Origin of the sequence: Streptomyces sp. RKND-216 (assembly GCF_004795255.1) — a bacterium.
GTDB lineage: Bacteria > Actinomycetota > Actinomycetes > Streptomycetales > Streptomycetaceae > Streptomyces > Streptomyces hazeniae.
On sequence record NZ_SSBQ01000002.1, the window covers coordinates 4017288 to 4041128 of the forward strand.

The following is a 23841-nucleotide window of genomic DNA, read 5'->3' on the forward strand; positions in this document are numbered from 1 at the left end:
ATGCCACACGCGACAGAAGTCAGCAGCCTTCCGGGCGGCGTTGTGCCCGCCCCGCGGCGTGGACATCCTCTGTGCCTGAGATGTGGAGAGAAGGCAGAGCGGTGCGCGTTGCAGGAGTGGAGGACCGGCCGCGCATCGCTGTGGTCGGTGCCGGTATCGGCGGACTGGCACCGGCGGCCGCACTCACCGCGTCCGGTACGCGGTGCGAGGTCTTCGAGCGGGAGCGGGAGTCGGCCGGGGACGGCGCGGGTGAGGAACTCGCGCCGAACGCGGTCCGGCCCCTGCGCCGGCTCGGCCTCGGACCCGTACTGAGGGCCTGTGCCGGCCGCGTGGAGGCGACCGGGATCCGTGGAGGGGACGGCCGTCCCGTCGCCCGCATCCCCCACGGCGTTCCCTGCGAACGGCTCTCGGCGCGCCCCACTACGCCGTCCGGCACACCGACCTCCGCGCCGCCCTGCGGGTAGGCGTCCCGGCCGGGGCGCTGCACACCGCTCGGACCGCGACCGCACTGACCGAGGACGCCGACGGCGTGCCCCTGCACTGCGCGGACGGCGGCACGCACCGCGCCCCGCTCCACACCTACGACGCCGGCCGCCCCGGACAGGGGTACGCGACCGTCGGTTAGGGGTTGTCGCACTCCGGGGTCTGCGATGGAGTGGACGTGTGTCTGAGAACCGGCCGGGAGGGCTCTTCGCCGTCAGCGACCTGCACGTCCGTTACGCCGAGAACCGGCGGATCGTCGACGAGCTCAGGCCGCAGTCGGACGAGGACTGGCTCATCGTGGCCGGAGACGTCGGCGAGACGGCGGCCGACGTGGAATGGGCGCTGCGCACGCTGAGCCGTCGCTTCGCCAAGGTGGTGTGGACGCCGGGCAACCACGAGCTGTGGACCGTCCCCGACGATCCGTTGCAGCTGCGCGGCGAGAAGCGGTACCGGCATCTGGTCGAGATGTGCCGTGCCCTCGGCGTGGTCACGCCCGAGGACCCGTACCCGCTGTGGGAGGGCCGGGGCGGGCCCGTCGTCGTGGCTCCGCTGTTCCTGCTCTACGACTACACCTTCCGCCCGCACGGCACCGCAGACAAGACGGAGGCCCTGCGGGTCGCCGACGAGGCCGGAGTCATCTGCTCGGACGAGTTCATGCTGCGCCCCGACCCGTACCCGAGCCGGGAGGCCTGGTGCCGCGCGCGCGTGGCGGCCACCGAGGCGCGCCTTGCGGAGATCCCCTCCGACCGGGACACCGTCCTGATCAATCACTGGCCGCTGATCCGCGAACCCACACGCGTGCTGTGGCACCCGGAGTTCGCGTTGTGGTGCGGAACGACCGCCACGGCCGACTGGCACCGGCGCTTCCGGGCCCGGACCGTCGTCTACGGACACCTGCACATCCCACGGACCATCAGCCGGGACGGGGTCCCTCACCGGGAGGTCTCGCTCGGCTACCCGCGCGAGTGGCAGCGGCGGCAGGGCGTGCCCGGTCGGCTGGTGCCCGTCCTGCCCGAGGCCGAACCCGCGCGTTCCCCTTCCTGACCGATCCGGCTCGGGGCCCGGGCCGTCGCAGAGTTGGAGTGGTGTGAGATGACCGTCCCGCACGGCGGCACCGAGAATGCGCCGCCCGCAGCCACCACACGGCGCCTGGTCACCGAACTGCAGGCGATGCGGGAGCAGGCTCATGCGGGGCCGAGTGAGCGGGCGACGGAGGCGCAGCATGCGAAGGGCAAGCTGACGGCTCGGGAGCGGATCGATCTGCTGATGGATGCGGGGTCGTTCCGTGAGGTGGAGACGTTGCGGCGGCATCGTGCGTCGGGGTTCGGGCTGGAGGCGAAGCGGCCGTACACCGATGGTGTGGTGACGGGGTGGGGTGAGGTCGAGGGGCGGACGGTGTTCGTGTACGCCCACGATTTCCGGATCTTCGGTGGTGCGCTGGGGGAGGCGCATGCGGCGAAGATTCACAAGATCATGGATATGGCGATTGCGGCGGGTGCGCCGTTGGTGTCGTTGAACGACGGTGCGGGGGCGCGGATTCAGGAGGGTGTTTCGGCGCTTGCGGGGTATGGGGGGATTTTTCAGCGGAACACGCGGGCGTCGGGGGTGATTCCGCAGATCAGTGTGATGCTGGGGCCGTGTGCGGGGGGTGCGGCGTATTCGCCGGCGTTGACGGATTTCGTGTTCATGGTGCGGGAGACCTCGCAGATGTTCATCACGGGTCCGGATGTGGTGCAGGCGGTGACCGGTGCGCAGGTGTCGCAGAACGGTCTGGGTGGTGCGGATGTGCACGCGGCGACGTCGGGTGTGTGTCATTTCGCGTACGACGACGAGCAGACGTGTCTGGAGGAGGTCAGGTACCTGCTGTCCCTCCTCCCGCAGAACAACCGCGAACTGCCGCCGTTCACCGACTGCGAGGACCCAGCGGACCGGCGGAGCGAGGCGCTGCTGGAACTCGTGCCCTCCGAGGGCCAGGTGCCCTACGACATGAGGGCGGTGATCTCGCAGCTCGTCGACGACGGTGAGCTGCTGGAGGTCCACGAGCGGTGGGCGGGGAACATCCTGTGCGTGCTGGGGCGGATGGGTGGCCAGGTCGTGGGGATCGTGGCCAATCAGCCGCAGGTGCTGGCGGGTGTGCTGGACATCGAGGCCAGTGAGAAGGCGGCGCGGTTCGTGCAGGTGTGCGACGCGTTCAACATCCCGATTGTGACGTTGCTCGACGTTCCGGGTTTTCTCCCAGGAGTGGACCAGGAGCACGGCGGGATCATCCGGCACGGGGCGAAGCTGCTGTACGCCTACTGCAATGCGACGGTGCCGCGGATCTCGGTGGTGCTGCGCAAGGCGTACGGGGGTGCGTACATCGTGATGGATTCGCAGTCGATCGGGGCGGACCTGACGTTCGCGTGGCCGACGAACGAGATCGCGGTGATGGGCGCGGAGGGCGCGGCGAACGTGATCTTCCGGCGGCAGATCGCGGCGGCGGACGATCCGGAGGCGATGCGGGCCCGGATGGTCAAGAAGTACAAGGCGGAGCTGATGCACCCGTACTACGCGGCCGAGCGGGGGCTGGTCGATGACGTGATCGACCCGGCGCAGACGCGGCAGGTGCTCGTCGACTCGCTGCGGATGCTGCGCAGCAAGCACGCGGACCTGCCCTCCCGCAAGCACGGCAACCCGCCCCAGTGACAGGTGTCATGGGATTCGCCGGGCTGGCCTGAACCTCACCGGTGACGGGCCCCGATTTGACCCGCCGACGTCATGACGGTGCGACCTGCGACGGAGGGCGCCCGCAGCGCCGCCCGCCCGGATTGGTCACGTCCAATGACGGTTTCCGGGGTGGCACGGAGTGCCTTGGGCGAGGGTTTACAGTCCGCTGACCGCCGCCTAGTGTTCCGGGCATGACCAGGGCTCGACGACCACGAGGGGCCAGGTCACAGCATGATTGAGAGAACGTCAGGTTGCCGGCGCACCTCAGCTGGAAGAATTTTCGACGGAAGTCCGGTCGGCGGCCTCGCTCCCTTCTTGGCATTCGGAATGGAATTGCGGGGGAAGGTGTATCCCGACAATGTTGGTGGAACGAGAAAGTGAAATCAGATTTCTCGAGACGGCATTCTCGGAATGCGTCCAGGGGCATGGCCGCATTGCGCTGATCAGCGGGGCCGTCGCCAGCGGGAAGACCGAGCTGCTGCGCTCCTTCACCGACGCGTGCGCGACCGACGGCGGCCTGGTCCTGTCCGCCACGGCCAGCACGGCGGACCGTGAGGACGCGTTCGGCGTCGTCCGTCAGCTCCTCGACTGCGTACCCGCCGACGCACCGGGCCTCGAGGAGTTCGCGGTGCAGGACGTCGGCCCGAACACCGCCCGGGCGGCCGCCACCGCACTGCTCGACCTCTCCACCACCGCACCGCTCGTGATCGTCGTCGACGACGTCCACTTCACCGACCGCGCGTCCATGGAATGGCTGCTGCGGCTCGCCAACCGCATCCGCTCCGAACGCATCGTGCTGACCCTCGCGGAATCCGCCTCCAACTGGCCGACGCACGTCGGCTGCCGTATCGAGCTGGTCCGTCAGGCGCACTTCCGCCGCATACGGCTGGCGCCCCTCAGCATCGGCGGCGTCTGCGAGGTCCTCTCCCGGCACCTCGGCCCGGAGGCGGCCCGGAGCATCGCCGCCGAGGTTCACCGCACCACCGGCGGCAACCAGCTCCTCGTCCGAGCGCTGGTGGAGGACTACTTCGACTCCCTCGACCACGTCGGCGGCGGCGCCTGGGAGGTCGGCGAGAGCTACCGGCAGGCCGTCCTCACCTGCCTGCACCGCAGCGGGCCCGAGGTGCTGGAGGCCGCCCGCGCGATGGCGGTGCTGGACGCGACCGGTTCGGTGAGCCGCATCGCCCAGCTCCTCGACCGCGACCCGCACGTCGTGACCCGCGCCCTCCAGGGACTTGCCACCGTGGGGCTGGTCGCCGACGGCCGTTTCCGTCACCCGCACGCCCGGTCCGCCGTCTACGACGACCTCGACACCGGGGAACTCTCCGACCTCCACACCCGCGCAGCCCGCCTGATGTGCAAGGACGGCCACTTCAGCGAGGTCGCCGAGCACCTGGTCTCCGCCCGCTGCGTCAACGCCGACTGGGCCGTCGCCGAGCTCCGCCGCGCCGCCGAGGAGGCCCTGGCGGAGGACGACGAGAAGTCGGCCGTGCGCTACCTCGAGTTCGCCCTGTCGGTGTGCGGCGACCCCGAGGAGAGCGCGGCGCTGCGCCTGCGGCTGCTGCGAGCCGAACGACGCAACGACCTGGAGGCCGTCGACCGGCACTGGCAGCAGCTGATGCGCGCCCACCACGCCGGTCTGCTGGACACCTCCCAGCTCACCGCCCTGCTGCGGGTGGGCATGTGGCACGGCCGGATGCGGGACGGCGCCGAGATCATCGACCACCTCGCGGCGGCCACGCCGCCCCGCAGCGAGCACGCCGAATCGGTGCTGACCAGCACCCAGCACTGGCTGCGGCACGCCTTCCCGCACTTCCTGCCGCACGGAGCCGAACTGGCCCCCCGGGACGCCGACCGTCCCACCGCCCGGCCGCCCGGCCGGAAGACGCAGGCCGCGACGCTGCTCAGTGTCCTCCTCACCGAGGGGCCGGAGGAGGACGAGCGGTGCAGCCGGGTCGCGGAGCAGATCCTCCAGAGCACCCCGCTCTCCGACGACTCCATCGAACCGGTGGCGTCCGCGCTCCAGACGCTGATCTTCACCGACCACCTTCCGCTGGCCGCCCGCTGGTGCGACGAGTTGCTCGCCGAGGCGGCCACCCGAAAGGTTGCCTGGTGGCAGGCCATCCTCACCGGCTGCCGTGCCGAGATCTCGCTGCGCGGCGGTGAACTGACCGAGGCCGAACGGTACGCCGCCCGTGCGCTGTCGCTGATCGGCATGTCCGGCTGGGGCGTCGTCGTCGGCGCACCGCTCGGGATGCTGCTGCGGGTCTCCACCGCGATGGGCGACTTCGACAGCGCCCGCGCGTACCTGCGCAAGCCCGTGCCCGAGGGCACCTTCCAGACCCGGTACGGCCTCCAGTTCCTCCAGGCGCGCGGCCACTTCTATCTGGCCACCGACCGTCTCCAGGCCGCCCTCGACGACTTCCGCTACTGCGGGGAGCTGATGACCTCCTGGGGCATCGACGCCCCTGCCTTCCTCCCCTGGCGCAACGACCTGGCCGAGGTGCACCTGCGCATGGGGGACAAGCAGACCGCGCGCCGCTACGCGGAGGAACAGCTCGCACTGGACGGCTCCCGCCGCGGCCGTGCCCACGGCACGGCGCTCCGCCTGCTCGCCGCGACCTCCGGTGTCCGGGACCGGCTGCGGCTCCTCCAGGAGTCCGTCGAGGTGCTCCAGGCCCGCGGCGCCCGGCTGCAGCTCGCCCAGGCGCTGCACGACCTGGGCCGGGCGCACCAGGCGGCCGGCGAGGTCGGCAAGGCCCGCATGATCTCCCGCCGGGCGGCGCGCCTGGCCCGGGAGTGCGGGGCCCCGCAGCCTCCGGCCCAGCCCGCGGCCGTGAAGGAGGAGGAGCCCGCCGTCCTCCTCCCCTCCGACGCCGACCGGTGGCCGGTCACGCCGCCGCCCCCGGTCAAGGCGACGGACGTGCTCACGCTCTCCGAACGCAAAGTGGCCGCGCTCGCGTCCCTCGGCTACACCAACCGGGAGATCTCCGCGAAGCTCTTCATCACCGTCAGCACCGTGGAACAGCACCTGACGAAGGTCTTCCGCAAGCTCAAGGTGAAGAGCCGCACGGATCTCCCCGTCGAGCTGGAGCTCGAACTCGAACTCGCTCCGCCTTCCGTGCGGTGAGGAAATTCCCTGGTGAACCCCCTACAAGGGGGCTTCCGGGGCTGCCGCCGCGCAGCCCGGCTCCCTAGGCTCCGGGCTGAGCCCGGGACCTCCCCGGGAGAGTCGGTACACCGCTGTCGCACGGTCATGGCCCCTCATCCATGGAAAGCTGATGATTGAACAGATCCTGCCGACGCACGTCGCCACCTTCGACACGTTCCACGACCGGCCCGACGCCTATCTCTTCCCGGAGGAGAGAGCGCTGATACGGGATTCCGTGGAGTCCCGAAGACGCGAGTTCACCACCGGCCGGCACTGCGCCCGCACCGCCCTGACCCGCCTCGGCGTCGCCACCCCGCAGCCGCTGCCCCGCGGCCCCCGGGGTGCCGTGACCTGGCCCGCCGGCGTCACCGGAACCATCACCCACTGCCGCGGCTACCGCGCCGCCGCCGTCGCCGACGTGTCCCGCACCGTCTCCCTCGGCATCGACGCCGAACCGGACGCACCGCTTCCGGAAGGCGTCCTGGAAGCCGTTGCCCTGCCCGAGGAACAGGTGGCGGTCAAGGAACTGCTCGGCGACCTGCCCGCCGTGCACTGGGACAAGCTGCTCTTCAGCGCCAAGGAAAGCGTCTACAAGACGTGGTTTCCGATGATGCGCCGTCCGCTGGAATTCGAGGACGCCCTCATCACCTTCGACCCCGCCGACGGGGAGTTCACCGCTCGACTGCTTCCGCACGCCGTACGCGGGATTTCCGGAGCGCCCGAGGAGTTCACCGGGCGCTGGGCCGCCGCACACGGCCTGCTGGTCACCGCCATAGCCTTCCCCGCACGCGTCCCCGCCGGCCTCGGAGTGGGCACCGGCCGCGACGCACGGCGCGCCGGCGACGAGGTGTTCGCCTGAGGCGCACCCCCCGGACCCCCTGACATGCCGGTGGCGGCGCCCCACGCAGGGGCGCCGCCACCGGGCGTCTCACCGTCCCGCGTCAGACGCCCGGGAACTCCCCGGTGCTCGCCGCCACGGCGCCCCGCAGGGCCTCGACGATCCGGTCCACCTGCTCGGCTGTGACGATCAGCGGCGGCGCCACCGACAGCACGGTCCCCTCGCAGCGCACGATCACGCCGGCGGCCGCGCACGCGGCCTGCACCTCGAAGCCGCGGGCCATGGAGTCGAACTCGACGCCGACCATCAGGCCGAGCCCGCGCACGTCGCGCACGCCGTCCAGGGAACCGATCTGCTCCCGCAGCCCGTTCTGCAGCCGGCCGCCCATCGCCGCGGCGTTCTCGACCAGGCCGTCCTCCTCGATGACCCGCAGCACGGACAGCGCCACCGCCGTGCCGAGGCCGTGCCCGCTGGTGGTGTGGCCGTGGCGCAGGCCGCCCAGCATCGGGTCCGTCGCGAACACGTCCGCGATCCGCTCGGTCATGGTGACGGCGGCGAGCGGCGCGTACCCGCTGGTCAGGCCCTTCGCCATGGTGACCAGGTCGGGTGTGATCCCCTCCCGCTGGTGGGCGAACCAGGCGCCGGTGCGGCCCAGTCCGGTGGTCACCTCGTCGAGCACGAGCAGGACACCGTGCCGGTCGCAGATCTCGCGCACCGTGCGGAGGTAGCCGTCCGGGAGCGGGCGGATGCCGCCCACACCGAGCACCGGCTCGACGAAGAACGCGGCGACGGTGTCGGCGCCCGCCGCGAGGATGGCCTCCTCCAGCGCCTCCGGGCCCGGGGCCACGCACTCCTCGTGCTCCGCGCCCGCGGCGCACGCGCCGCAGCGCGTCGGCGAGGGGATCTGGACGAAGCCCTCGGGACGCGGCCCGCAGCCGGTCCAGGCCATGGGGTTGGCCATCATGGCGGTGGCCGCGGTGGTGGTGCCGTGGTAGCAGTCGGCCAGCGAGATGATCGTGGTCCGCTCCGGACGCCCGCTGATCGCGTGGTACATGCGGACGATGCGCAGCGCCGCCTCGGTCGATTCCGAACCGGAGTTGCAGAACAGCGTCCGGGTCAGCGGCTCGCCCAGCAGCTCCGCCAGGCGGGCGCCCAGCAGCACGGCCGGCTCGTTGGACGCGCCCAGCAAGGCGTACGTCATCAGCTTGCCGGCCTGCTCCGAGAGGGCGTCCAGCACCCGCTTGTTGCCGTAGCCCAGGGTGGCGTTGAACTGGCCGCTGCGGCCGTCGAGGTAGGTGCGGCCGTGCGTGTCGGTCACCTCGCAGCCCTGCCCGGCGACGATCATCAGCTGCTCCGAGATCCCGTGTGGGGTCCACGGGTGCAGCAGGTGTCGGCGGTCCAGGGCGACGAGCTCGTCACCGCTCGGCGAGGTCGGTGCGGTGGACGGGGTGTCGTTCATCGGCGGTATCTCCAGGGGAAGACCGGGGGAGTCGGGTGCGTGCGGCGCCTGGCGCGGAAGGTCACCAGCGGACGGCCGTGGCGGCGGCGAAGTCACCCGCGTAGGCGAAGCCGGAGAGCACCAGGAGGTCGCCCTTGCGCAGCATTCCGTCGTCGCGTGCCTTGGCCAGGGTCACCGGGACGCCGGCGCCGAAGAGGTTGCCGTAGGAGTCGAAGGTGTCCGGGTGCCGCTCGGGCTTGACCCCCAGCGACTCCCGCCAGTTGGCGAGGAACATCCGGTTCGGCTGGTTGGTGACCAGCAGGTCGATGTCCGCCGTCCGGGTGCCCAGGCGCTCGCACAGCTCGGTGGTGACGCGGGGAACCATGCGGTTGCCCCGCTCGACGATCTCCTGCACACCGGAGTTGGTGAACCCGAAGTCGACCTCGCCCTCGCCCGGCTCCCAGTACTTGCGGGTGTCGACGGAGAGGTTCATGTCGTAGGTGTAGCGCGGCTCGTGCAGCGTCACCGCGTCCAGGATCGGAGACTCGTCCCCGGCCCGCAGGAACGCGACGCCGCAACCGTCGCCCGGGATCGGCGCGTGCCGCCGATGCCGCATCTCGGGCCGGGCGAAGAACTGGCCGGCCATGTTGGCCACGTTGCAGATCAGTGCGCTGCGGGCGCCTCCGCTCGCGATGACCTGCCGCGCGATCTTGATCATGTGGACGAAGGAGATGCACCCGCTGTTGTGGACGTCGATGATCCACTCGGGAGCCGGTTTCAGGCCCAGCCGGTTGACCAGCTCCGCCCCGGACCCGTTGATGATGCGGTCCGGGATGGTGACGTTGGTCAGCACCATGTCCACGTGGGCGTCCTCGCCCCGGGCGCGGACGCGTTCGAGCATCGGTGCGACAGCCCGCTCCATCAGCTGGGACGCAGTCTCCCGCGGGTCGATGTGCCGCCGCTCGGAGGGCGCCCGCAGGAAGTGGTTCTCGGAGTCGGCCTCCTCCGCGTCCGGGGCGAGGTAGAAGTCGGCGCCGACGACGCGCTCCGGGAGGAACGCGTCGACGTCGACCAGGCTGACCGGTATCACTCGGCGGCCCCGGGCTGCTCGGAGCCCAGGATCGGCAGGCCGTTGGCGTGCCGGTACTCCAGGATCCGCTTGAGGTTGGTCAGTTCGATCATGTGGCCCGCGTAGAACATGTCCCACAGGTCGCCGACCCAGGGGCGCTCGGAGTTCGGGGCCAGCTCGGGGTAGGGGTTCTTGTCGTAGTTCTGGTGGTGGCAGTTGATCCAGGTCACCACCGAGCCCGGCTTGCCCAGGACCTCCTCGGCGGGCAGCACCCGGAAGAAGTAACGCATCCACAGGTCGTCGCCCTGGTCCCACGCGCAGTGGTAGTCCAGCGTCATTGCCTCGGCGCTCGCCACCAGGCGCATGTAGATCTTGGTGTCCGGCACGATGATGTCCCGGCCCAGGTAGACGCCCGGGACGTCGGTGGGCTCGAAGTCACGGGTGCTGACCGTGTACTCCTCCAGGCTCTTGACGTCGCAGAGGTAGCGGAAGACGTCCTCCGGCGGGCAGTCGATGTAGCTCTGGATCGGGCAGAAGTCGCCGAACATCTCGTCGTGCGGGTAGGCGTCCTTCTGCATCTCGCGGGCGTCCTGGATCAGCTGCTCGGGGGGCGTGATCTCGCAGTGGACGATGCCGGGGATGTCAGCCAACTGGGGGGGCAGGGTGGCCATGTGGTGCTCCTGAGGTGTGGGTGTTCCGGGCGTTCAGCAGGTGGAGGAACGGCGTGAACGGCGGTATGTCGTCCGGGTCGCATCGGACGCCGATCAGCGCCGGACCCGCCGTCTCGTTGGTGTCGAGCAGCGTGTCGCGGAGCTGCTCGGCGGTGTGCGCCTCGACGGCCGTGAGCGACGGGAACATCGCCCGAGCTCCGGCCGCGATGTCCGCGGGCTTGAAGGAGTTGTAGGAGTAGGTGCCCTCGTAGAAGAGCTGTTCGCGGGTGACGCACATGCCGTGCGCGTTGTTGTCGAAGATCACGAACGTCACCGGAAGGCCGTACTCGACGGCGGTGTGCAGCTCCATGCCGTGGGCGTAGAACCCGCCGTCGCCGGAGAGCACGTAGGTGCGGCGGCCGGTGGCGAAGGCGGCACCGATGCCTGCGCCGAAGCTGTGGCCCATGCCGCCCATGCCCATGGCGATGACGTAGTTCCCGCGGCGGGGCGTCGCCAGGTAGTGGATGGCCGCGGCGCTGGCGTTGCCCGCGTCGGAGACGACGGTGGCGTCATCGGGCACGGCGGCCTCGATGGCCCGAACCGCGTCCACCAGCCGTACGCCGCTGGTGCCGGTGTCGGGCAGCAGCAGGTGCTCGGGACCCTCCGCCGCGCAGGTCGCGGGGCGCTCGGGGAGAGCGGCCAGCGCCTCGTTGAGCGCGTGCAGTTCGGTGCGCAGGCAGCCGTCCACGTGCAGGGCGGGAGGGCCCCCCGGGCGCGGTTCGGGGAAGGGCGGCTCGGGGTCGTAGGCGACCAGCGGGGTATCCGCGAGCGCCACGTCGAGGCCCGCCCGCGCCATCACCGGCAGCCGGGTCCCGACCAGTACGCACACCGCTGCCTTCTCGATGCCGCGCAGCACCGTGGGGTGGCCGATCGCACCGGTGACGCCCAGGAACCGCGGATCGTGGTTGTCGAAGGCGTCCTTGCCCTCCGGGGTGACGGCCACCGTGGCGTCCAGTAGTGCGGCCAGCCGGGCGAGTTCGGCGCGGGCGTCCTGGTGCGCCACGCCGTCGCCCGCGACGAGCACCACGTCCGCGCCGCGCGCCGCCTCCGTGGTGAGCAGTTCGGCGGCGGCGCCGCGCAGGACGGCGGCTGGTTCCTCGCGGACCGGCAGCAGGTCCCGCACGGGGAGCAGCCCCTCGGCGGCCGCCTGCTGGACGTCCTTGGGCAGCAGCAGGACCGCAGGGCCGCCGCGCGGGCCGCGGGTGGCGTCCACCGCCGCCGCGAGCAGTTCGCCGGCGTCGGCGGGATCGTCGATCCGGGCGCAGAAGCGGCTGATGGAGCCGAAGAGCTGTACGGCGTCCAGCGAGCCGGAGAGGCCGCTGGAGTCCTGGAAGGCGCCGCGACCCTCGAGCGGGCGGGGCGGCTGGCCGACGAGTGCGAGCAGCGGGACCCGTGCGGCGTACGCCTCGGAGACGCCCGGCACCAGGTTCATCGCTCCGGCGCCGGAGGTGGTCATCACGACGCCGAGGCCGCCGCCCGTGCGGTGGCTGCCCTCGGCCATGCAGGCCGCGGCGAACTCGTGCTTGGCCACCACGGGGGTGAGGCGGCCCGAGTGGTGGGCGGCGTCGTAGAGGTCCTCGATGTTCGCGCCACCGACGCCGAAGACGTGTCGGACCCCCAGCGCTGCCAGGGATTCCACCAGGTAGTCGGCGACGCGCGGCCCACCGCTGTGCATGGAGCCTCCCGTGGAGCAGGTGACCCGTCTCCACGGGAGGCTGCACCCGGGTGCGGCCTGCCGGGAGAAACGGTCGGAACAGGCCGGAAGCGTAGGGACGCGCCGTCGGGGCGGGCCACGGTCGTGGGCAGACGGTAGTGGTTGTTCTAGAGCCTCCCCGGCCGGGCCAACCCTGCGCCGTCGGCAGCGCTCAGCGCTTGCGCGCGGTGCGGGCGAGCCCTGCGATGAGCACCAGACCGACGGCCAGGTGCAGCAGCACGAGGGTGACCTTCGCACCCGTGGTGACGCCGTTCAGCGGGCCGGTGAACAGGGACAGCACCAGCACCACCGAGGCGATGACGCTCCACACGGTTCCGGGCTTCGACGCCTTGCGCTCCAGCAGCTCCAGCAGGCCCCAGCCGAGCAGGCCGGACAGGACGCCGGCGACGATGACCGACGGCAGCTGGACGGTCGTCTCGGTCGCACCCGTCTTCGCGATCACCTTCACGTCGAAGGCGACCCGGGCGACGAACCACACCGCGGCCCCCACCAGCGTCGCCACGACCATGGTGACGATTCGGGGGCCGTTGGTGCTCTGCTTCACCGGCGTCAGGCCGGGGGCGGCGTTCGTGCTGGTCATGGCGTCAGCCTCCTGCTGGGGGGTGGGGGTGTGCCGATCCCCGGCATGGGTGCGCGGAGGCTCTCGGCGCGGCTGACGGTAACGGCAGCGGCACCCGCTGCGGGCGGCGCGCGGACCGTCCGGGCTGGCCTGTAGGGATTCCCTTAGGGGCCTCTCGTCCAGGCTGGAGCCGCACTGGCTTGGGGTGTTGTGCTCGCTCGGCCGACCGGTCCAGGGCGACCGCGAACCGACCGCTCCCCGTGACGAGCCGTTCCCTCCGCATGCCCGGAGCACCTCGGGCGTCCCGTACGCACCGACGCGCCGAACCGCGCGGAAAGCCGCGTCGGCGCGGTGGCGTTCGCGGGGACCGGCGCGGACGACCCGTGCGGTGCCGACCGGACTGTACTCATGCCGAACACATACCTGAGGAGATGGCACGGGTGGACGCAGGGATCAAGCGCGAGGTCGAGCAGAAGGTGGCGGCCGGCGAGCGGCTCAGCCGCGAGGACGGCATCGCGCTGTACGAGTGCGACGACCTGGCCTGGCTCGGCGGTCTCGCCCACGAGGTGCGGACGCGGAAGAACGGCGACGTCGTCCACTTCAACGTCAACCGGCACCTGAACATGACCAACGTGTGCACGGCGTCGTGCGCGTACTGCTCCTTCCAGCGCAAGCCGGGGGAGAAGGACGCCTACACCATGCGCATCGAGGAGGCCGTCAAGCTCGCCAAGGCCATGGAGAACGAGCAGCTCACCGAGCTGCACGTGGTCAACGGCCTGCACCCCACGCTGCCCTGGCGCTACTACCCGCGTTCCATCCGCGCGCTGAAGGAGGCGCTGCCGGACACCGTCGCGGTCAAGGCGTTCACCGCCACCGAGATCCATTGGTTCGAGCGGATTTCCGGCATGCCCGCCTCGGAGATCCTGGACGAGCTGATCGACGCCGGCCTGGAGTCGCTGACCGGCGGCGGTGCCGAGATCTTCGACTGGGACGTCCGCCAGCACATCGTCGACCACGACACCCACTGGGAGGACTGGTCGCGCATCCACCGCCTCGCGCACTCCAAGGGCATCAAGACCCCGTGCACCATGCTGTACGGCCACATCGAGGAGCCGCGCCACCGCGTCGACCACGTGCTGCGGCTGCGTGAACTCCAGGACGAGACCGGCGGCTTCCAGGTCTTCATCCCGCTGCGCTACCAGCACGACTTCCACGACTCCATGGACGGCAAGGTCCGCAACCGCCTCATGGAGCGGACCAAGATGGCCTCGCCCGCCGAGGCGCTGAAGACCTTCGCCGTCTCCCGTCTGCTGTTCGACAACGTGCCGCACGTGAAGGTCTTCTGGGTCATGCACGGCCTGCGCACCGCCGAGCTCGCCCTCTCGCACGGCGCGGACGACATCGACGGCTCGGTCGTCGAGTACAAGATCACGCACGACGCCGACGCCTACGGCACCCCCGACAAGATGAACCGCGAGAGCCTGCTCGACCTGATCCGGGACGCGGGTTTCCAGCCGGTGGAGCGCAACACCCGCTACGAGGTCATCGCCGAGTTCGACGGCCCGGACGCCGCGCGACGCGACACCCCGCAGCCGATGCGGGTGTGAACCGCCCGCTGCACACGGCGACCCGAAGACGACCTCACAGATCGGTAGGCACGTGATGACTGACCAGGACGAGAAGCTCGAGGTCTGGATCGACCAGGACCTGTGCACGGGTGACGGCATCTGCTGCCAGTACGCGCCCGACATCTTCGAACTCGACATCGACGGTCTGGCGTACGTGAAGGACGAGGAGGGCGAGCTCCTGCAGAAGGAGGGCTCCTCCGTCCTCGTCCCCACCATCGCCGTCCGCGACGTCCGCGACTCCGCCAAGGACTGTCCGGGCGACTGCATCCACGTGCGCCGGCAGAGCGACGGCGTCGAGGTGTACGGACCGAACGCAGAAGACGACTGATGCCGGTCGTCGCGGGCCGGCCGTCCGCCGGAGGGGAGACCCGGGAGACGGCGCGCCGTCCCCGGGTCGGACACATCGACTTCCTGAACTGCCTCCCGCTGTTCTGGGGCCTGGCCCGCACGGGCCACCTGCTCGACTTCGACCTGCGCAGGGAGTCGCCCGAGCGGCTGAGCGACGCGCTGGTGGCCGGAGAACTGGACGTCGGCCCGATCAGCGTCATGGAGTACCTGCGCAACGCCGAGGACCTGGTCCTGCTGCCGGACATCGCGGTCGGCGCCGACGGCCCGGTGATGTCCTGCCTCCTGCTCAGCAAGGTGCCGCTGGACGAGCTGGACGACGTGCCGCTGGCCTGCACGACGACCAGCCGCACCTCGGTGCGGCTCGCCGAACTGCTGCTCGCCGAGTCGGTGGGGGTGAAGCCGAAGTACTTCAGCTGCCCGCCCGACCTACCGACCATGATGGCCGGCGCCCCGGCGGCCGTGGTCATCGGTGACGCGGCGCTGCGCGCCTCGCTGCTCGACGCCGGCACGTTCGGCTTCGAGGTCCACGACCTGGCCGACATGTGGCGGGAGTGGACCGGCCTCCCCTTCGTCTTCGCCGTCTTCGCGGCGCGGCGGGAATTCCTCAAGGCCCGTCCGGAGACGGTCCGCGAGGTGCACGCCGGATTCCTCGCCTCCCGCGAGCTGTTCCTCGACGAGATCGACGAGGTGTGCACCAAGGCCGCGCGCTGGGAGGACTTCGACGCGGAGACGCTGAAGCGGTACTACCTGTCCGCCCTCGACTTCCGGCTCGGCGAGCGGCAGCTCGCCGGCCTCAAGGAGTTCGCCCGCCGCGTCGGCGGCGCCGAGGCGGGCTTCCCGCCGGACGTACGGATCGACCTGCTGGAGACCGGACCCTCGGCCTGACGCCGCCGGTCTGCGCACCTCACCCGAGAGAGAAAGGCGGCCCGAAGTGGCCAACCCGACCAGTCGTCTCACCGCTGCTCTGGACCGTGCCGCCGAGGGAGGCCGCATCACGCCCGAAGAGGCGCTGGAGCTCTACCGCGACGCTCCGCTGCACGCGCTCGGGCAGGCCGCCGACGCCGTGCGCCGCCGCCGGTACGCCGGCCGCGAGAACCTGGCGACGTACATCATCGAGCGGAACATCAACTACACCAACGTCTGCGTGACGGCGTGCAAGTTCTGCGCGTTCTACGCCCCGCCGAAGTCGGAGGCGGGCTGGGAGCGGGACCTGGAGGAGATCCTGCGCCGCTGCGGCGAGACCGTCGAGCTGGGCGGCACGCAGATCATGTTCCAGGGCGGCCACCACCCGGACCACGGCGTCGAGTACTACGAGCGCATGTTCAGCGAGATCAAGAAGGCCTACCCGGAGCTGGTCATCCACTCCCTGGGAGCCTCCGAGGTCGCGCACATGTCGAAGGTCTCCGAGGTCACTCCCGAGGAGGCGGTCCGCCGCATCCACGAGGCGGGTCTGGACTCGTTCGCGGGGGCGGGCGCGGAGCTGCTGCCGGAACGGCCGCGGAAGGCGATCGCGCCGCTGAAGGAGTCCGGCGAACGCTGGCTGGAGATCATGGAGATCGCCCACAACCTGGGCGTCGAGTCGACCACGACCATGCTGATGGGCACGGGGGAGACGAACGCGGAGCGGATCGAGCACCTGCGGATGATCCGGGACGTGCAGGACCGCACCGGCGGCTTCCGCGCGTTCATCCCGTACACCTACCAGCCGGAGAACAACGCGCTGAAGGGCCGTACGCAGGCCACCTCCCTGGAGTACCTGCGCCTGATCGCCCTCGCGCGGATCTTCCTCGACAACGTCGCCCACATTCAGGGCTCCTGGCTCACGACGGGCAAGGAGCTGGGCCAGCTCACCTTGCACTACGGCGCCGACGACCTCGGCTCGGTGATGCTGGAGGAGAACGTCGTCTCCTCCGCAGGCGCCAAGCACCGCTCCAACCTGCCCGAGCTGATCGAGCTCATCCGCGGCTCGGACCGGGTGCCCGCGCAGCGCAACACCACCTACGAGATCCTGCGCGTGCACGACGACCCGGCGAACGACCCGGTCGACGAGAAGGTCGTCTCGCACCTGTCGTCCACGGTCGACTCCGGCGAGGGCATCCGCAAGCGCCGGGCCCTCAAGGTCCTGCCGACGGCCGGCTGAGGGGTGGCGCGAGCGATGAAGGTATTCGTCACGGGCGGCGCGGGCTTCATCGGCTCGCAGTACGTCCGCGCCATGCTGGCGGGGGACTACGCCGGTTACGAGGACGCCGAGGTCACCGTCTTCGACCTGCTCACCTACGCGGGCAACACGGCGAACCTGCCGATGGACCACGAGCGGCTGACGTTCATCCAGGGCGACATCCGCGACGGCGCCGCGCTGGACCGGGTGCTCCCCGGGCACGACGTCGTGGTCCACTTCGCCGCCGAGTCCCACGTGGACCGGTCGGTGGCCGGTGCGGAGCCGTTCGTCTCCACCAACGTGCTGGGCACCCAGCAGCTGCTGGACGCGAGCCTGCGGGCCGAGGTCCGCACCGTGCTGTGCGTCTCCACCGACGAGGTCTACGGCTCGATCGCGTCCGGGTCCTGGGACGAGCACGAACCGCTGCTGCCCAACTCGCCCTACTCGGCGTCCAAGGCGGGCAGCGACCTCATCGCCCGTGCCTTCTGGCGCACTCATGGCCTGGACGTGCGGATCACCCGCTGCTCCAACAACTACGGGCCGTACCAGAACGTCGAGAAGCTCATCCCGCTGTTCATCACCAACCTGCTGGCCGGCGAGCCCGTCGGGCTGTACGGGGACGGAAGCAACGTCCGCGAATGGCTGCATGTCGCCGACCACTGCGCGGCGCTGCAGCTGGTGCTCACCGACGGCGCGCCGGGCGAGGTCTACAACATCGGCAGCGGCGTCGAGGTCACCAACGCCGAGATCACCGACCACCTGCTCGACCTGTGCGGCGCCGACCGGAGTCTCGTGCGGTTCGTGGAGGACCGCAAGGGCCACGACCTGCGCTACTCCCTCGACTTCGGCAAGATCACCAAGCTCGGGTTCAGCCCGGCGGTCGACTTCGCCGACGGGCTCAAGTCGACGGTCGAGTGGTACCGCGACCGCTCCGACTGGTGGGCGCCGGGGTCACCGGCGTCCTGACCCTGCACCCCGCCCCTCACCACCCGGGTTCATCCCCACCCCTCACCGTCCGGTCGGCACGTGCCGACCGGACGGTGAGGGGTGGGGCAGGGCCCTGCCAGGCCCGGCCTACGCCTCGTCGTCCCAGGTGACCGGGAGCGCGTGCACCCCGTAGTGGAGCATGTCTGTCCGCAGCGGGACCTCCTCCGCGGGGACGGCGAGACGGAGTGAGGGAAAACGGGCGAACAGCGCAGGGTAGGCGACGCGCAGGATGCTGCGGGCCAGATGCTGGCCGATGCACTGGTGCTCGCCGTGGCCGAAGGCCAGGTGCCCCTGAGTGGAACGCGTGAGGTCGAGGCGGTCCGCGTCGGGGAAGTGCTCCGGGTCCCGGTTGGCCGCCGGCAGGGAGACCACCACGGTGTCGCCGGCACGGACAGCGCTGCCGTCCAGGTCGACGTCCTCGAGGGCGGCCCTGCTGGCTCCCAGGTGGGAGATGGTCAGGTACCGCAGCAGCTCCTCCACCGCGTTGTCCGCCAGCTCCGGCCGCTCGCGCAGCAGCGCGAGCTGGTCCGGGTGTTCCAGCAGCGCGAAGGTGCCCAGCGCCAGCATGTTGGCGGTGGTGTCGAAGCCGCCGCCGAGCAGCGCCCACGCGATGTTGACCAGTTCCTCGTCGGTGACCTTCCCCCCGGCGGCCAGGTCGCCGAGCAGGTCGTCGCCCGGGGCGGCGTGCTTCTCGGCAACCAGCTTCTGCAACGCCTCCCCGATGACGGTGCACGACTCGATCAGCTCCTCCACGGTGTACGTCATCCGGGAGAGCAGGGCGAGGTGTTCGCTCAGCGGCTCACGCACGTGGTCCGGGACGCCGAGCATCTCGCACATGACCCGGACCGGCAGCGGCTCCGCGAAGGTGGCGACCAGGTCGACCGGCCGCTCGTCGCGCGCGGTGCGGGCCATCGCGTCCAGGTGCTCGGTGGTGAGCCGCGTGATCATCGGGGTCAGTTCGGCGACCCCGCGCATCGTGAAGCGACGGGTGATCAGCCGCCGGTAGTGCGAGTGGTCGGGCTGGTCCATCTTGATGAACGCGCCGGGCCCCGCGGCCGGTGGCTGGTATTCGGTGAGGGGGAACGGCGGCGGGATCGGCAGGCCGATCAGTTCGTTGCGGTGGCTGAAACGCCGGTCGCTCAGCACCGCGCGGGCCGCGGCGAGGCGCGTGACCAGCCAGCCGCCACCGTCGCCCGGCCCGACGGTGAGCTGCAGCGGCGACACCGGGCACGTCTCGCGCAGCTCCGCGTAGGCCGGGGGCGGGTCGAACGGGCAGGTCCGTTCGACCGGGAGCGTCGCCGGGGTGGGGTGGTCGTCGGTCGTCTCGGTCACGAGTGCTCCAGCGAACGGGTGGACAGCCGGTCCTCGATGACGTCGGCGGCGCGCGCCGCACCGCCGGCCGCGTGGATGTGGCGCCGCATCTCCTGCGCCCGCTCCCGCATCCCGGAGTCCTCGCAGACCCGGGTGACGGCCGCCTGCAGCGCCTCCACCGAGGCGTCCTCCGGCCGGACCGTCTCCGCGAGCCCCAGCTGGGCGAGACGCTTGGCGTTCACCTTCTGCTCGGGGTGGTGCGGGACGACCACCATGGGCACGCCCTTGTGCAGCGACTCCATGATGCTGCCCATGCCGGACTGGCACAGGAAGACCGAGGTGTGGGCGAGCACGGCACTCAGCGGGACCCAGGAATGGGCCTCGACGTTGGGCGGCAGCGGGCCGAGGTCCGCCGGGTCGACGCGGCTGCCGAGGGCCATCACGACGTGCCAGGGCGAGCCTGCGAACGCGCGGGCGCAGTCGCGGAAGAAGTCCGGCCGGCCGTGGATGGTGGTGCCCAGCGACACCAGCAGCACCGGCCTGCCGTCCGCCGGAGGCGTCCAGGCGTGGTCCTCCCGGCGTTGCCCGACGGTCGGACCGACGAAGGCGTGGCGCGCGTCGAACGTCCCGGCGGAGAACTGGAACTCTTTCGGCAGGAACGCGACCGTGAACTCCTCGTGGCCGTAGAAGAGTTCCGCCTGAGCCTCCTCGGGCAGCCCGCTGCCGGTCACCAGCTCGGTGAGCCGGGTCGCGAACTCGGCGAGGGCCGGGTGCTTCGGGTCGATCTCCCCGGCGAACTCGTTGCACTCGTCCGACAGGTTGAAGTGCTCGTTGGAGATGAACGTGGGGGACACCTGGACCCGGGGGCGGTCCCAGCCGGCCGCGAGCAGCCGCCCGGTGAGCCACAGCGTCGTGTCGTAGACCACGGCGTCCGGCGGCCCGTCGGCGAACGCCGCCTCGATCGCCGGCATGACGGCGGTGCTCGACTCCAGCAGCCGCAGCGCCGAGCGGGCCGATTCGTCGGCGTCGATGACCTCCGGTGGGGAGGCGGTGGACAGCGGCGGTTCGTAGAGCCGCACCTCGGCGCCCGTCGCCCGTACCCGCTCCGCGAACTCCTCGCTGGCGAAACAGGTCACCCGGTGCCCGCGTGCCACCAGCTCCGACAGCACGGCGATCACCGGCATCGTGTGCCCGTAGGACGGATACGGCAGGAACGCGAGGTGCCGGCGGGGCCGTTCCGCGGGCGACGTCCCCGTCATGACGCCGCCAGCTGCGCCTCGATGGCGTCGGCGGCGAACTGCGGGCCCTTGCGGGCGGCGATGCTCGCGGCCATGTCCTTCACCCGCTGCCGGGTCGCGCCGTCCTCGTACAGGCCGACGACGGCCTCGCGGAGCGCCTCGGCGGTCAGCTCGGAGGGCGCGATGGTGCGGCCCAGCCCGAGTTCGACGAGCCGGCCGGCCACCACGTGCTGTTCGGCGGTGCGCGGCACCACCACCGGCGGGATGCCGTGGTACAGCGCCTCCATGGTGCTGCCCATCCCGGCGTGCGAGACGAACGCCGAGGCGTGCTCCAGTACGGCGAGCTGCGGGACCCAGGCGTGGGTCTCGACGTTGGGCGGCAGCGGGCCCAGGTCGTCGGCGGTGACCAGGCCGCCCAGCGACAGCACTACGTGCCAGGGCAGGTCGGCGAGCGCGGCGAGGGCGTGCCGGTAGAAGTCGGCCTGGTTCTCGTAGCCGAAGCTGCCCAGGGCGACGAGGACGACCGGCCTGCCGTCGCCCGGGGGCTGCCACTCGCCCTGGTGGGCCCGGTCGCCGATGCAGGGCCCGGCGAAGGCGTGCGTGGCGCCGAAGGTGTCCGAACCCGGCTGGAACTCGGGCGGGACGAACACCAGCGTCTGCTTCTCCTCGCCGCCCGCGGAGAACTCCTCGTTGGAGACGTCCTGCAGTCCGTGCGCGTCCAGCGTCTCGCGCATCAGCTCCTGCGCCTCCACCAGCGACGGGTGGTCGGGGGAGGGCGGCGTGAAGTCCGGGGCCATGGCCATGTCGGCGTACGGGTTGGCGTGCTCGCCGACCACGAAGGTGGTCGCCGTCAGCATGGCGGGCACGTTCCACTTGCGGGCCAGCAGCCGTCCGCTGGCGAAGCCGAAGGAGTCGTAGACCATCAGGTCGGGCCGGTCGCCGTCGAGCTGCCGCTCCGCGTCCGCCAGCGGAGTGAAGGCCTCCCTCAGGTGGGCGATCGAGGCCTCGGCGATGTCGTCGCCGGTGATCTTCTCGGGGATGGCGACGGTGTTCCAGGACTTGGGGACCACGGAGTCGTACGCAATCACCTCGGCGCCGGTCGCGGCGACGACGTCGGCAAAGTGCGAGGCCACGGTGTACGTCACCCGGTGCCCGCGCCGGACCAGTTCCGCGGCCACCGGCAGCGTCGGATTGATGTGCCCGTGGGCCGCGTAGTTGAAGAAGGCGATGTGCCGGCCCTCGGTCATCGGGCTTCCCTTTCCCTCCGTGCCGTTTCCATGACGTACTCGCCGTAACCCGACTTGGTCAGGGCGGCACCGCGCCGGTAGCAGGCGTCGGCGTCGATGAAGCCCCGCCGCAGCGCGATCTCCTCGATGCAGGCGATGCGCACCCCCTGCCGGCGCTCCAGCACCTGCACGTACTGGCCCGCGTCGAGCAGCGAGTCGTGGGTGCCGGTGTCCAGCCAGGCGAAGCCGCGGCCGAGGTCGATCACCTTGGCCCTGCCCTCCTGCTGGTAGGGGCGGATGACGTCGGTGATCTCCAGCTCGCCGCGCGCCGACGGGGTGAGGTTCTTCGCGATGTCCAGCGCCCGGTTGTCGAAGAAGTACAGGCCGGTGATCGCGCGGTTGGTCTTGGGCTGCTTCGGCTTCTCCTCGATGGCGACCAGCAGGCCGTTCTCGTCCACCTCACCCACGCCGTACCGCTCCGGGTCGGAGACGTGGTAGCCGAACAGCACGCAGCCGTCCAGGTCGCGGCGGCTGTCGCGGAGGAAGTCGGACATGCCGGGGCCGTGGAAGATGTTGTCGCCCAGGATCAGCGCCATGGAGTCGTCCCCGACGTAGTCCGCGCCGATCAGGAACGCCTCCGGGAGCCCGTTGGGCTCGTCCTGCACGGCGTACTCCAGCCGCATGCCCAGCTCGGAGCCGTCGCCGAGAAGGCGCTGGAACAGCGGCTGGTCCTCGGCGGTGGAGATGATGAGGACGTCCCGGATGTCGGCGAGCATCAGCACGGACAGCGGGTAGTAGATCATCGGCTTGTCGTAGACGGGGAGCAGCTGTTTGGACACAGCCAACGTCACGGGGTGCAGACGCGTTCCGGCGCCTCCCGCGAGGATGATGCCCTTCATCGTTGCGTCACTTCCGTAGGTTGCGGGTGATCGGGCCGGGGTTGCGGCGCAGAGGCGGCCGGCCTGCGGCGGGCAGGCGTGATTCGAGGAAGTCCGCCCCCCGCACGGCGCCGCCGGCCTCCTCGATGTGGCGGCGCATGCCGGTCACCGCGGCGCGCACGCTGCCGCTGCCGACGACCTCGTCGACCGCGTCGCGCAGGTCCCCGGGGCTGCTGCTTTCCCGGAACAACGCCCGGCCGAGTCCCAGTTCGGCGGCCCGGCGAGCCGCGACCCGCTGGTCCCAGTGGTAGGGAACCAGCACTGTCGGCACGCCCCAGGCCATGGACGTCAGAAGGCTGCCCATCCCGCCGTGCGTGACGAACGCGGAGGCGTGCCGCAGCACGTCCGGGTAGTGCAGCCACTGGTGGATCTCGACGTGGTCGGGCTGCGGGCCCAGCTCGTCGGGGGAGACGCGGTGGCCGAGCGTCACCACCAGGTGCCACGAGGAGTCGGCGAGTTCCTGGACGCAGGAGCGCAGGAATTCCGTCTGGCCGGGGGTGTGCGAGCTGCCCAGGGACAGCAGAACGACCTCGCGGCCGTTGCCGGGAGGCGTCCAGGACGGCTCGTCGTCCGGGTCGCTCGTGCCGTCCTCGGCAGGCCCGGTGCACGGCCCGACGAACGCGCAGCGTGCCGGGTCGAAGGTTTCGGAGGCGATCTGGAAAACCTCGGGGAGGAACACGAGGTTGTCGCCGTGCTCCGCTCCGGGCACGTCGTGACAGGACAGGACCTCCAGACCCGTCTCCGCCAGGCGCCGCTGCTGCCGGGCGACGAACGCGGTGATCGCCGGGTCCTGCGGGTCGATCGGCTCGACGGGGTTCTCGTCCGTGGCCTCCTGCGCCTGCCGGTCGGTCATGGAGAAGTCCGGGCTGTCGGCGAAGGTGGGGCACAGCTGCACCGTCGGCACGTTCCAGTTGCGGCCCAGCAGCCGGGCAGACTCGGACGCCGCGAGGTCGTGCGCGATGAGGTCCGGCCGGTCGTCGTCCAGATACGCGACCGCCGTCGGCAGCGGCGCCAGGCCCTCCTCGAAGAAGGCCAGCAGGTTCTCCGCCCCGAATCCGGGTGGACCGTCCTGCCAGGGGAAGGACGACGCGTACTCCACCGGCTCCGCACCCGCGGCACGCACCTTGTCCGCGAACCGCTTCGCGACGAAGCACGTCACCCGGTGCCCGCGCCGGACCAGTTCGGTCAGCGTGGGCAGCGCCGGGGCGATGTGGGCGTAGGCCGGGAACGTGAACACGGCCACGTGGCTGCGGCGTGCCCGCTCGGTGCGGGCTGCGGGGATTCCGTGCACGCGGCGAGTATGGGACGGAGGAGAGGCACGTTTCGGACAGCACGGTCA

At 71.1% G+C, this 23841-nt stretch carries 20 protein-coding genes; 10 read left to right on the forward strand and 10 right to left on the reverse strand.

All coding sequences use genetic code 11. The features are described from left to right. Window positions 1-101 precede the first annotated feature (101 nt). From E4198_RS17935 to E4198_RS17955, 5 genes are all read left to right on the forward strand, one after another. Window positions 102-464 carry an NAD(P)-binding protein gene (locus E4198_RS17935; protein ID WP_247597726.1) on the forward strand — a complete coding sequence of 121 codons (363 nt, stop codon included), beginning with the start codon at window positions 102-104 and terminating at the stop codon, window positions 462-464. Window positions 465-663: 199 nt separating this feature from the next. Further along, window positions 664-1527 (forward strand): metallophosphoesterase, encoded by an 864-nt coding sequence (locus tag E4198_RS17940; protein WP_136184056.1) that lies wholly within the window; start codon window positions 664-666, stop codon window positions 1525-1527. Between the two features lie 126 nt (window positions 1528-1653). Next, window positions 1654-3168, forward strand: a complete 1515-nt coding sequence (locus tag E4198_RS17945; RefSeq protein WP_247597948.1) for an acyl-CoA carboxylase subunit beta — start codon at window positions 1654-1656, stop codon at window positions 3166-3168. A gap of 379 nt (window positions 3169-3547) precedes the next feature. Further along, complete coding sequence (locus tag E4198_RS17950) at window positions 3548-6319, forward strand: LuxR family transcriptional regulator (RefSeq protein WP_136184058.1); 2772 nt, start codon at window positions 3548-3550, stop codon at window positions 6317-6319. A 151-nt stretch (window positions 6320-6470) separates the two neighbouring features. After that, entirely contained in the window at window positions 6471-7199 is a 729-nt protein-coding gene (locus tag E4198_RS17955; protein WP_136184059.1) for a 4'-phosphopantetheinyl transferase superfamily protein, read from the forward strand. A gap of 82 nt (window positions 7200-7281) precedes the next feature. Here E4198_RS17955 and E4198_RS17960 read toward each other — a convergent pair whose 3' ends face one another. The 5 genes from E4198_RS17960 to E4198_RS17980 all read right to left on the reverse strand — a co-directional run bounded on the left by E4198_RS17960 (window position 7282) and on the right by E4198_RS17980 (window position 12689). After that, on the reverse strand, window positions 7282-8637 hold the full coding sequence (locus E4198_RS17960) for an aminotransferase class III-fold pyridoxal phosphate-dependent enzyme (RefSeq protein WP_136184060.1): 1356 nt from the start codon (window positions 8635-8637) through the stop codon (window positions 7282-7284). A gap of 61 nt (window positions 8638-8698) precedes the next feature. After that, the gene (locus tag E4198_RS17965; protein WP_136184061.1) at window positions 8699-9706 is read right to left on the reverse strand and encodes a 3-oxoacyl-[acyl-carrier-protein] synthase III C-terminal domain-containing protein; all 1008 of its coding nucleotides are present in this window, start codon (window positions 9704-9706) and stop codon (window positions 8699-8701) included. Next, on the reverse strand, window positions 9703-10356 hold the full coding sequence (locus E4198_RS17970; RefSeq protein ID WP_136184062.1) for an SRPBCC family protein: 654 nt from the start codon (window positions 10354-10356) through the stop codon (window positions 9703-9705). The genes E4198_RS17965 and E4198_RS17970 overlap by 4 nt, the downstream gene beginning before the upstream one ends. Further along, window positions 10328-12070, reverse strand: coding sequence for a thiamine pyrophosphate-binding protein (locus E4198_RS17975; protein WP_136184063.1), 1743 nt, complete (start codon window positions 12068-12070; stop codon window positions 10328-10330). Before E4198_RS17975 ends, E4198_RS17970 begins: the two co-directional genes overlap by 29 nt. A gap of 190 nt (window positions 12071-12260) precedes the next feature. Then, the gene (locus tag E4198_RS17980) at window positions 12261-12689 is read right to left on the reverse strand and encodes a DUF6069 family protein (protein WP_136184064.1); all 429 of its coding nucleotides are present in this window, start codon (window positions 12687-12689) and stop codon (window positions 12261-12263) included. 419 nt (window positions 12690-13108) lie between these two features. On the opposite strand from E4198_RS17980, the gene mqnE reads away from it, so the two are divergent. Genes mqnE through rfbB form a run of 5 tightly spaced genes read left to right on the forward strand, consistent with a single transcriptional unit; the run spans window position 13109 to window position 17768 of the window. Further along, complete coding sequence (gene mqnE / locus E4198_RS17985; protein WP_136184065.1) at window positions 13109-14275, forward strand: aminofutalosine synthase MqnE; 1167 nt, start codon at window positions 13109-13111, stop codon at window positions 14273-14275. 55 nt (window positions 14276-14330) lie between these two features. Further along, window positions 14331-14624 carry a ferredoxin gene (locus tag E4198_RS17990; protein WP_027764860.1) on the forward strand — a complete coding sequence of 98 codons (294 nt, stop codon included), beginning with the start codon at window positions 14331-14333 and terminating at the stop codon, window positions 14622-14624. Beyond that, window positions 14624-15529 (forward strand): menaquinone biosynthesis protein, encoded by a 906-nt coding sequence (locus tag E4198_RS17995; RefSeq protein WP_136184066.1) that lies wholly within the window; start codon window positions 14624-14626, stop codon window positions 15527-15529. Before E4198_RS17990 ends, E4198_RS17995 begins: the two co-directional genes overlap by 1 nt. Before the next feature lie 46 nt (window positions 15530-15575). Continuing rightward, complete coding sequence (gene mqnC / locus E4198_RS18000; RefSeq protein ID WP_136184067.1) at window positions 15576-16784, forward strand: cyclic dehypoxanthinyl futalosine synthase; 1209 nt, start codon at window positions 15576-15578, stop codon at window positions 16782-16784. A 15-nt stretch (window positions 16785-16799) separates the two neighbouring features. Continuing rightward, window positions 16800-17768, forward strand: a complete 969-nt coding sequence (gene rfbB / locus E4198_RS18005) for a dTDP-glucose 4,6-dehydratase (protein WP_136184068.1) — start codon at window positions 16800-16802, stop codon at window positions 17766-17768. Window positions 17769-17876: 108 nt separating this feature from the next. Here rfbB and E4198_RS18010 read toward each other — a convergent pair whose 3' ends face one another. Genes E4198_RS18010 through E4198_RS18030 form a run of 5 tightly spaced genes read right to left on the reverse strand, consistent with a single transcriptional unit; the run spans window position 17877 to window position 23793 of the window. Next, window positions 17877-19121 (reverse strand): cytochrome P450, encoded by a 1245-nt coding sequence (locus tag E4198_RS18010; protein WP_136184069.1) that lies wholly within the window; start codon window positions 19119-19121, stop codon window positions 17877-17879. Then, a complete protein-coding gene (locus E4198_RS18015) occupies window positions 19118-20359 on the reverse strand; it encodes a macrolide family glycosyltransferase (protein ID WP_136184070.1) in 1242 nt (413 codons plus the stop codon). The genes E4198_RS18010 and E4198_RS18015 overlap by 4 nt, the downstream gene beginning before the upstream one ends. After that, on the reverse strand, window positions 20356-21585 hold the full coding sequence (locus tag E4198_RS18020; RefSeq protein ID WP_136184071.1) for a macrolide family glycosyltransferase: 1230 nt from the start codon (window positions 21583-21585) through the stop codon (window positions 20356-20358). The genes E4198_RS18015 and E4198_RS18020 overlap by 4 nt, the downstream gene beginning before the upstream one ends. Continuing rightward, window positions 21582-22463 carry a glucose-1-phosphate thymidylyltransferase RfbA gene (gene rfbA / locus E4198_RS18025; protein WP_136184072.1) on the reverse strand — a complete coding sequence of 294 codons (882 nt, stop codon included), beginning with the start codon at window positions 22461-22463 and terminating at the stop codon, window positions 21582-21584. Before rfbA ends, E4198_RS18020 begins: the two co-directional genes overlap by 4 nt. A 7-nt stretch (window positions 22464-22470) precedes the next feature. Continuing rightward, entirely contained in the window at window positions 22471-23793 is a 1323-nt protein-coding gene (locus E4198_RS18030; protein WP_136184073.1) for a macrolide family glycosyltransferase, read from the reverse strand. Between the last annotated feature and the right edge of the window lie 48 nt (window positions 23794-23841).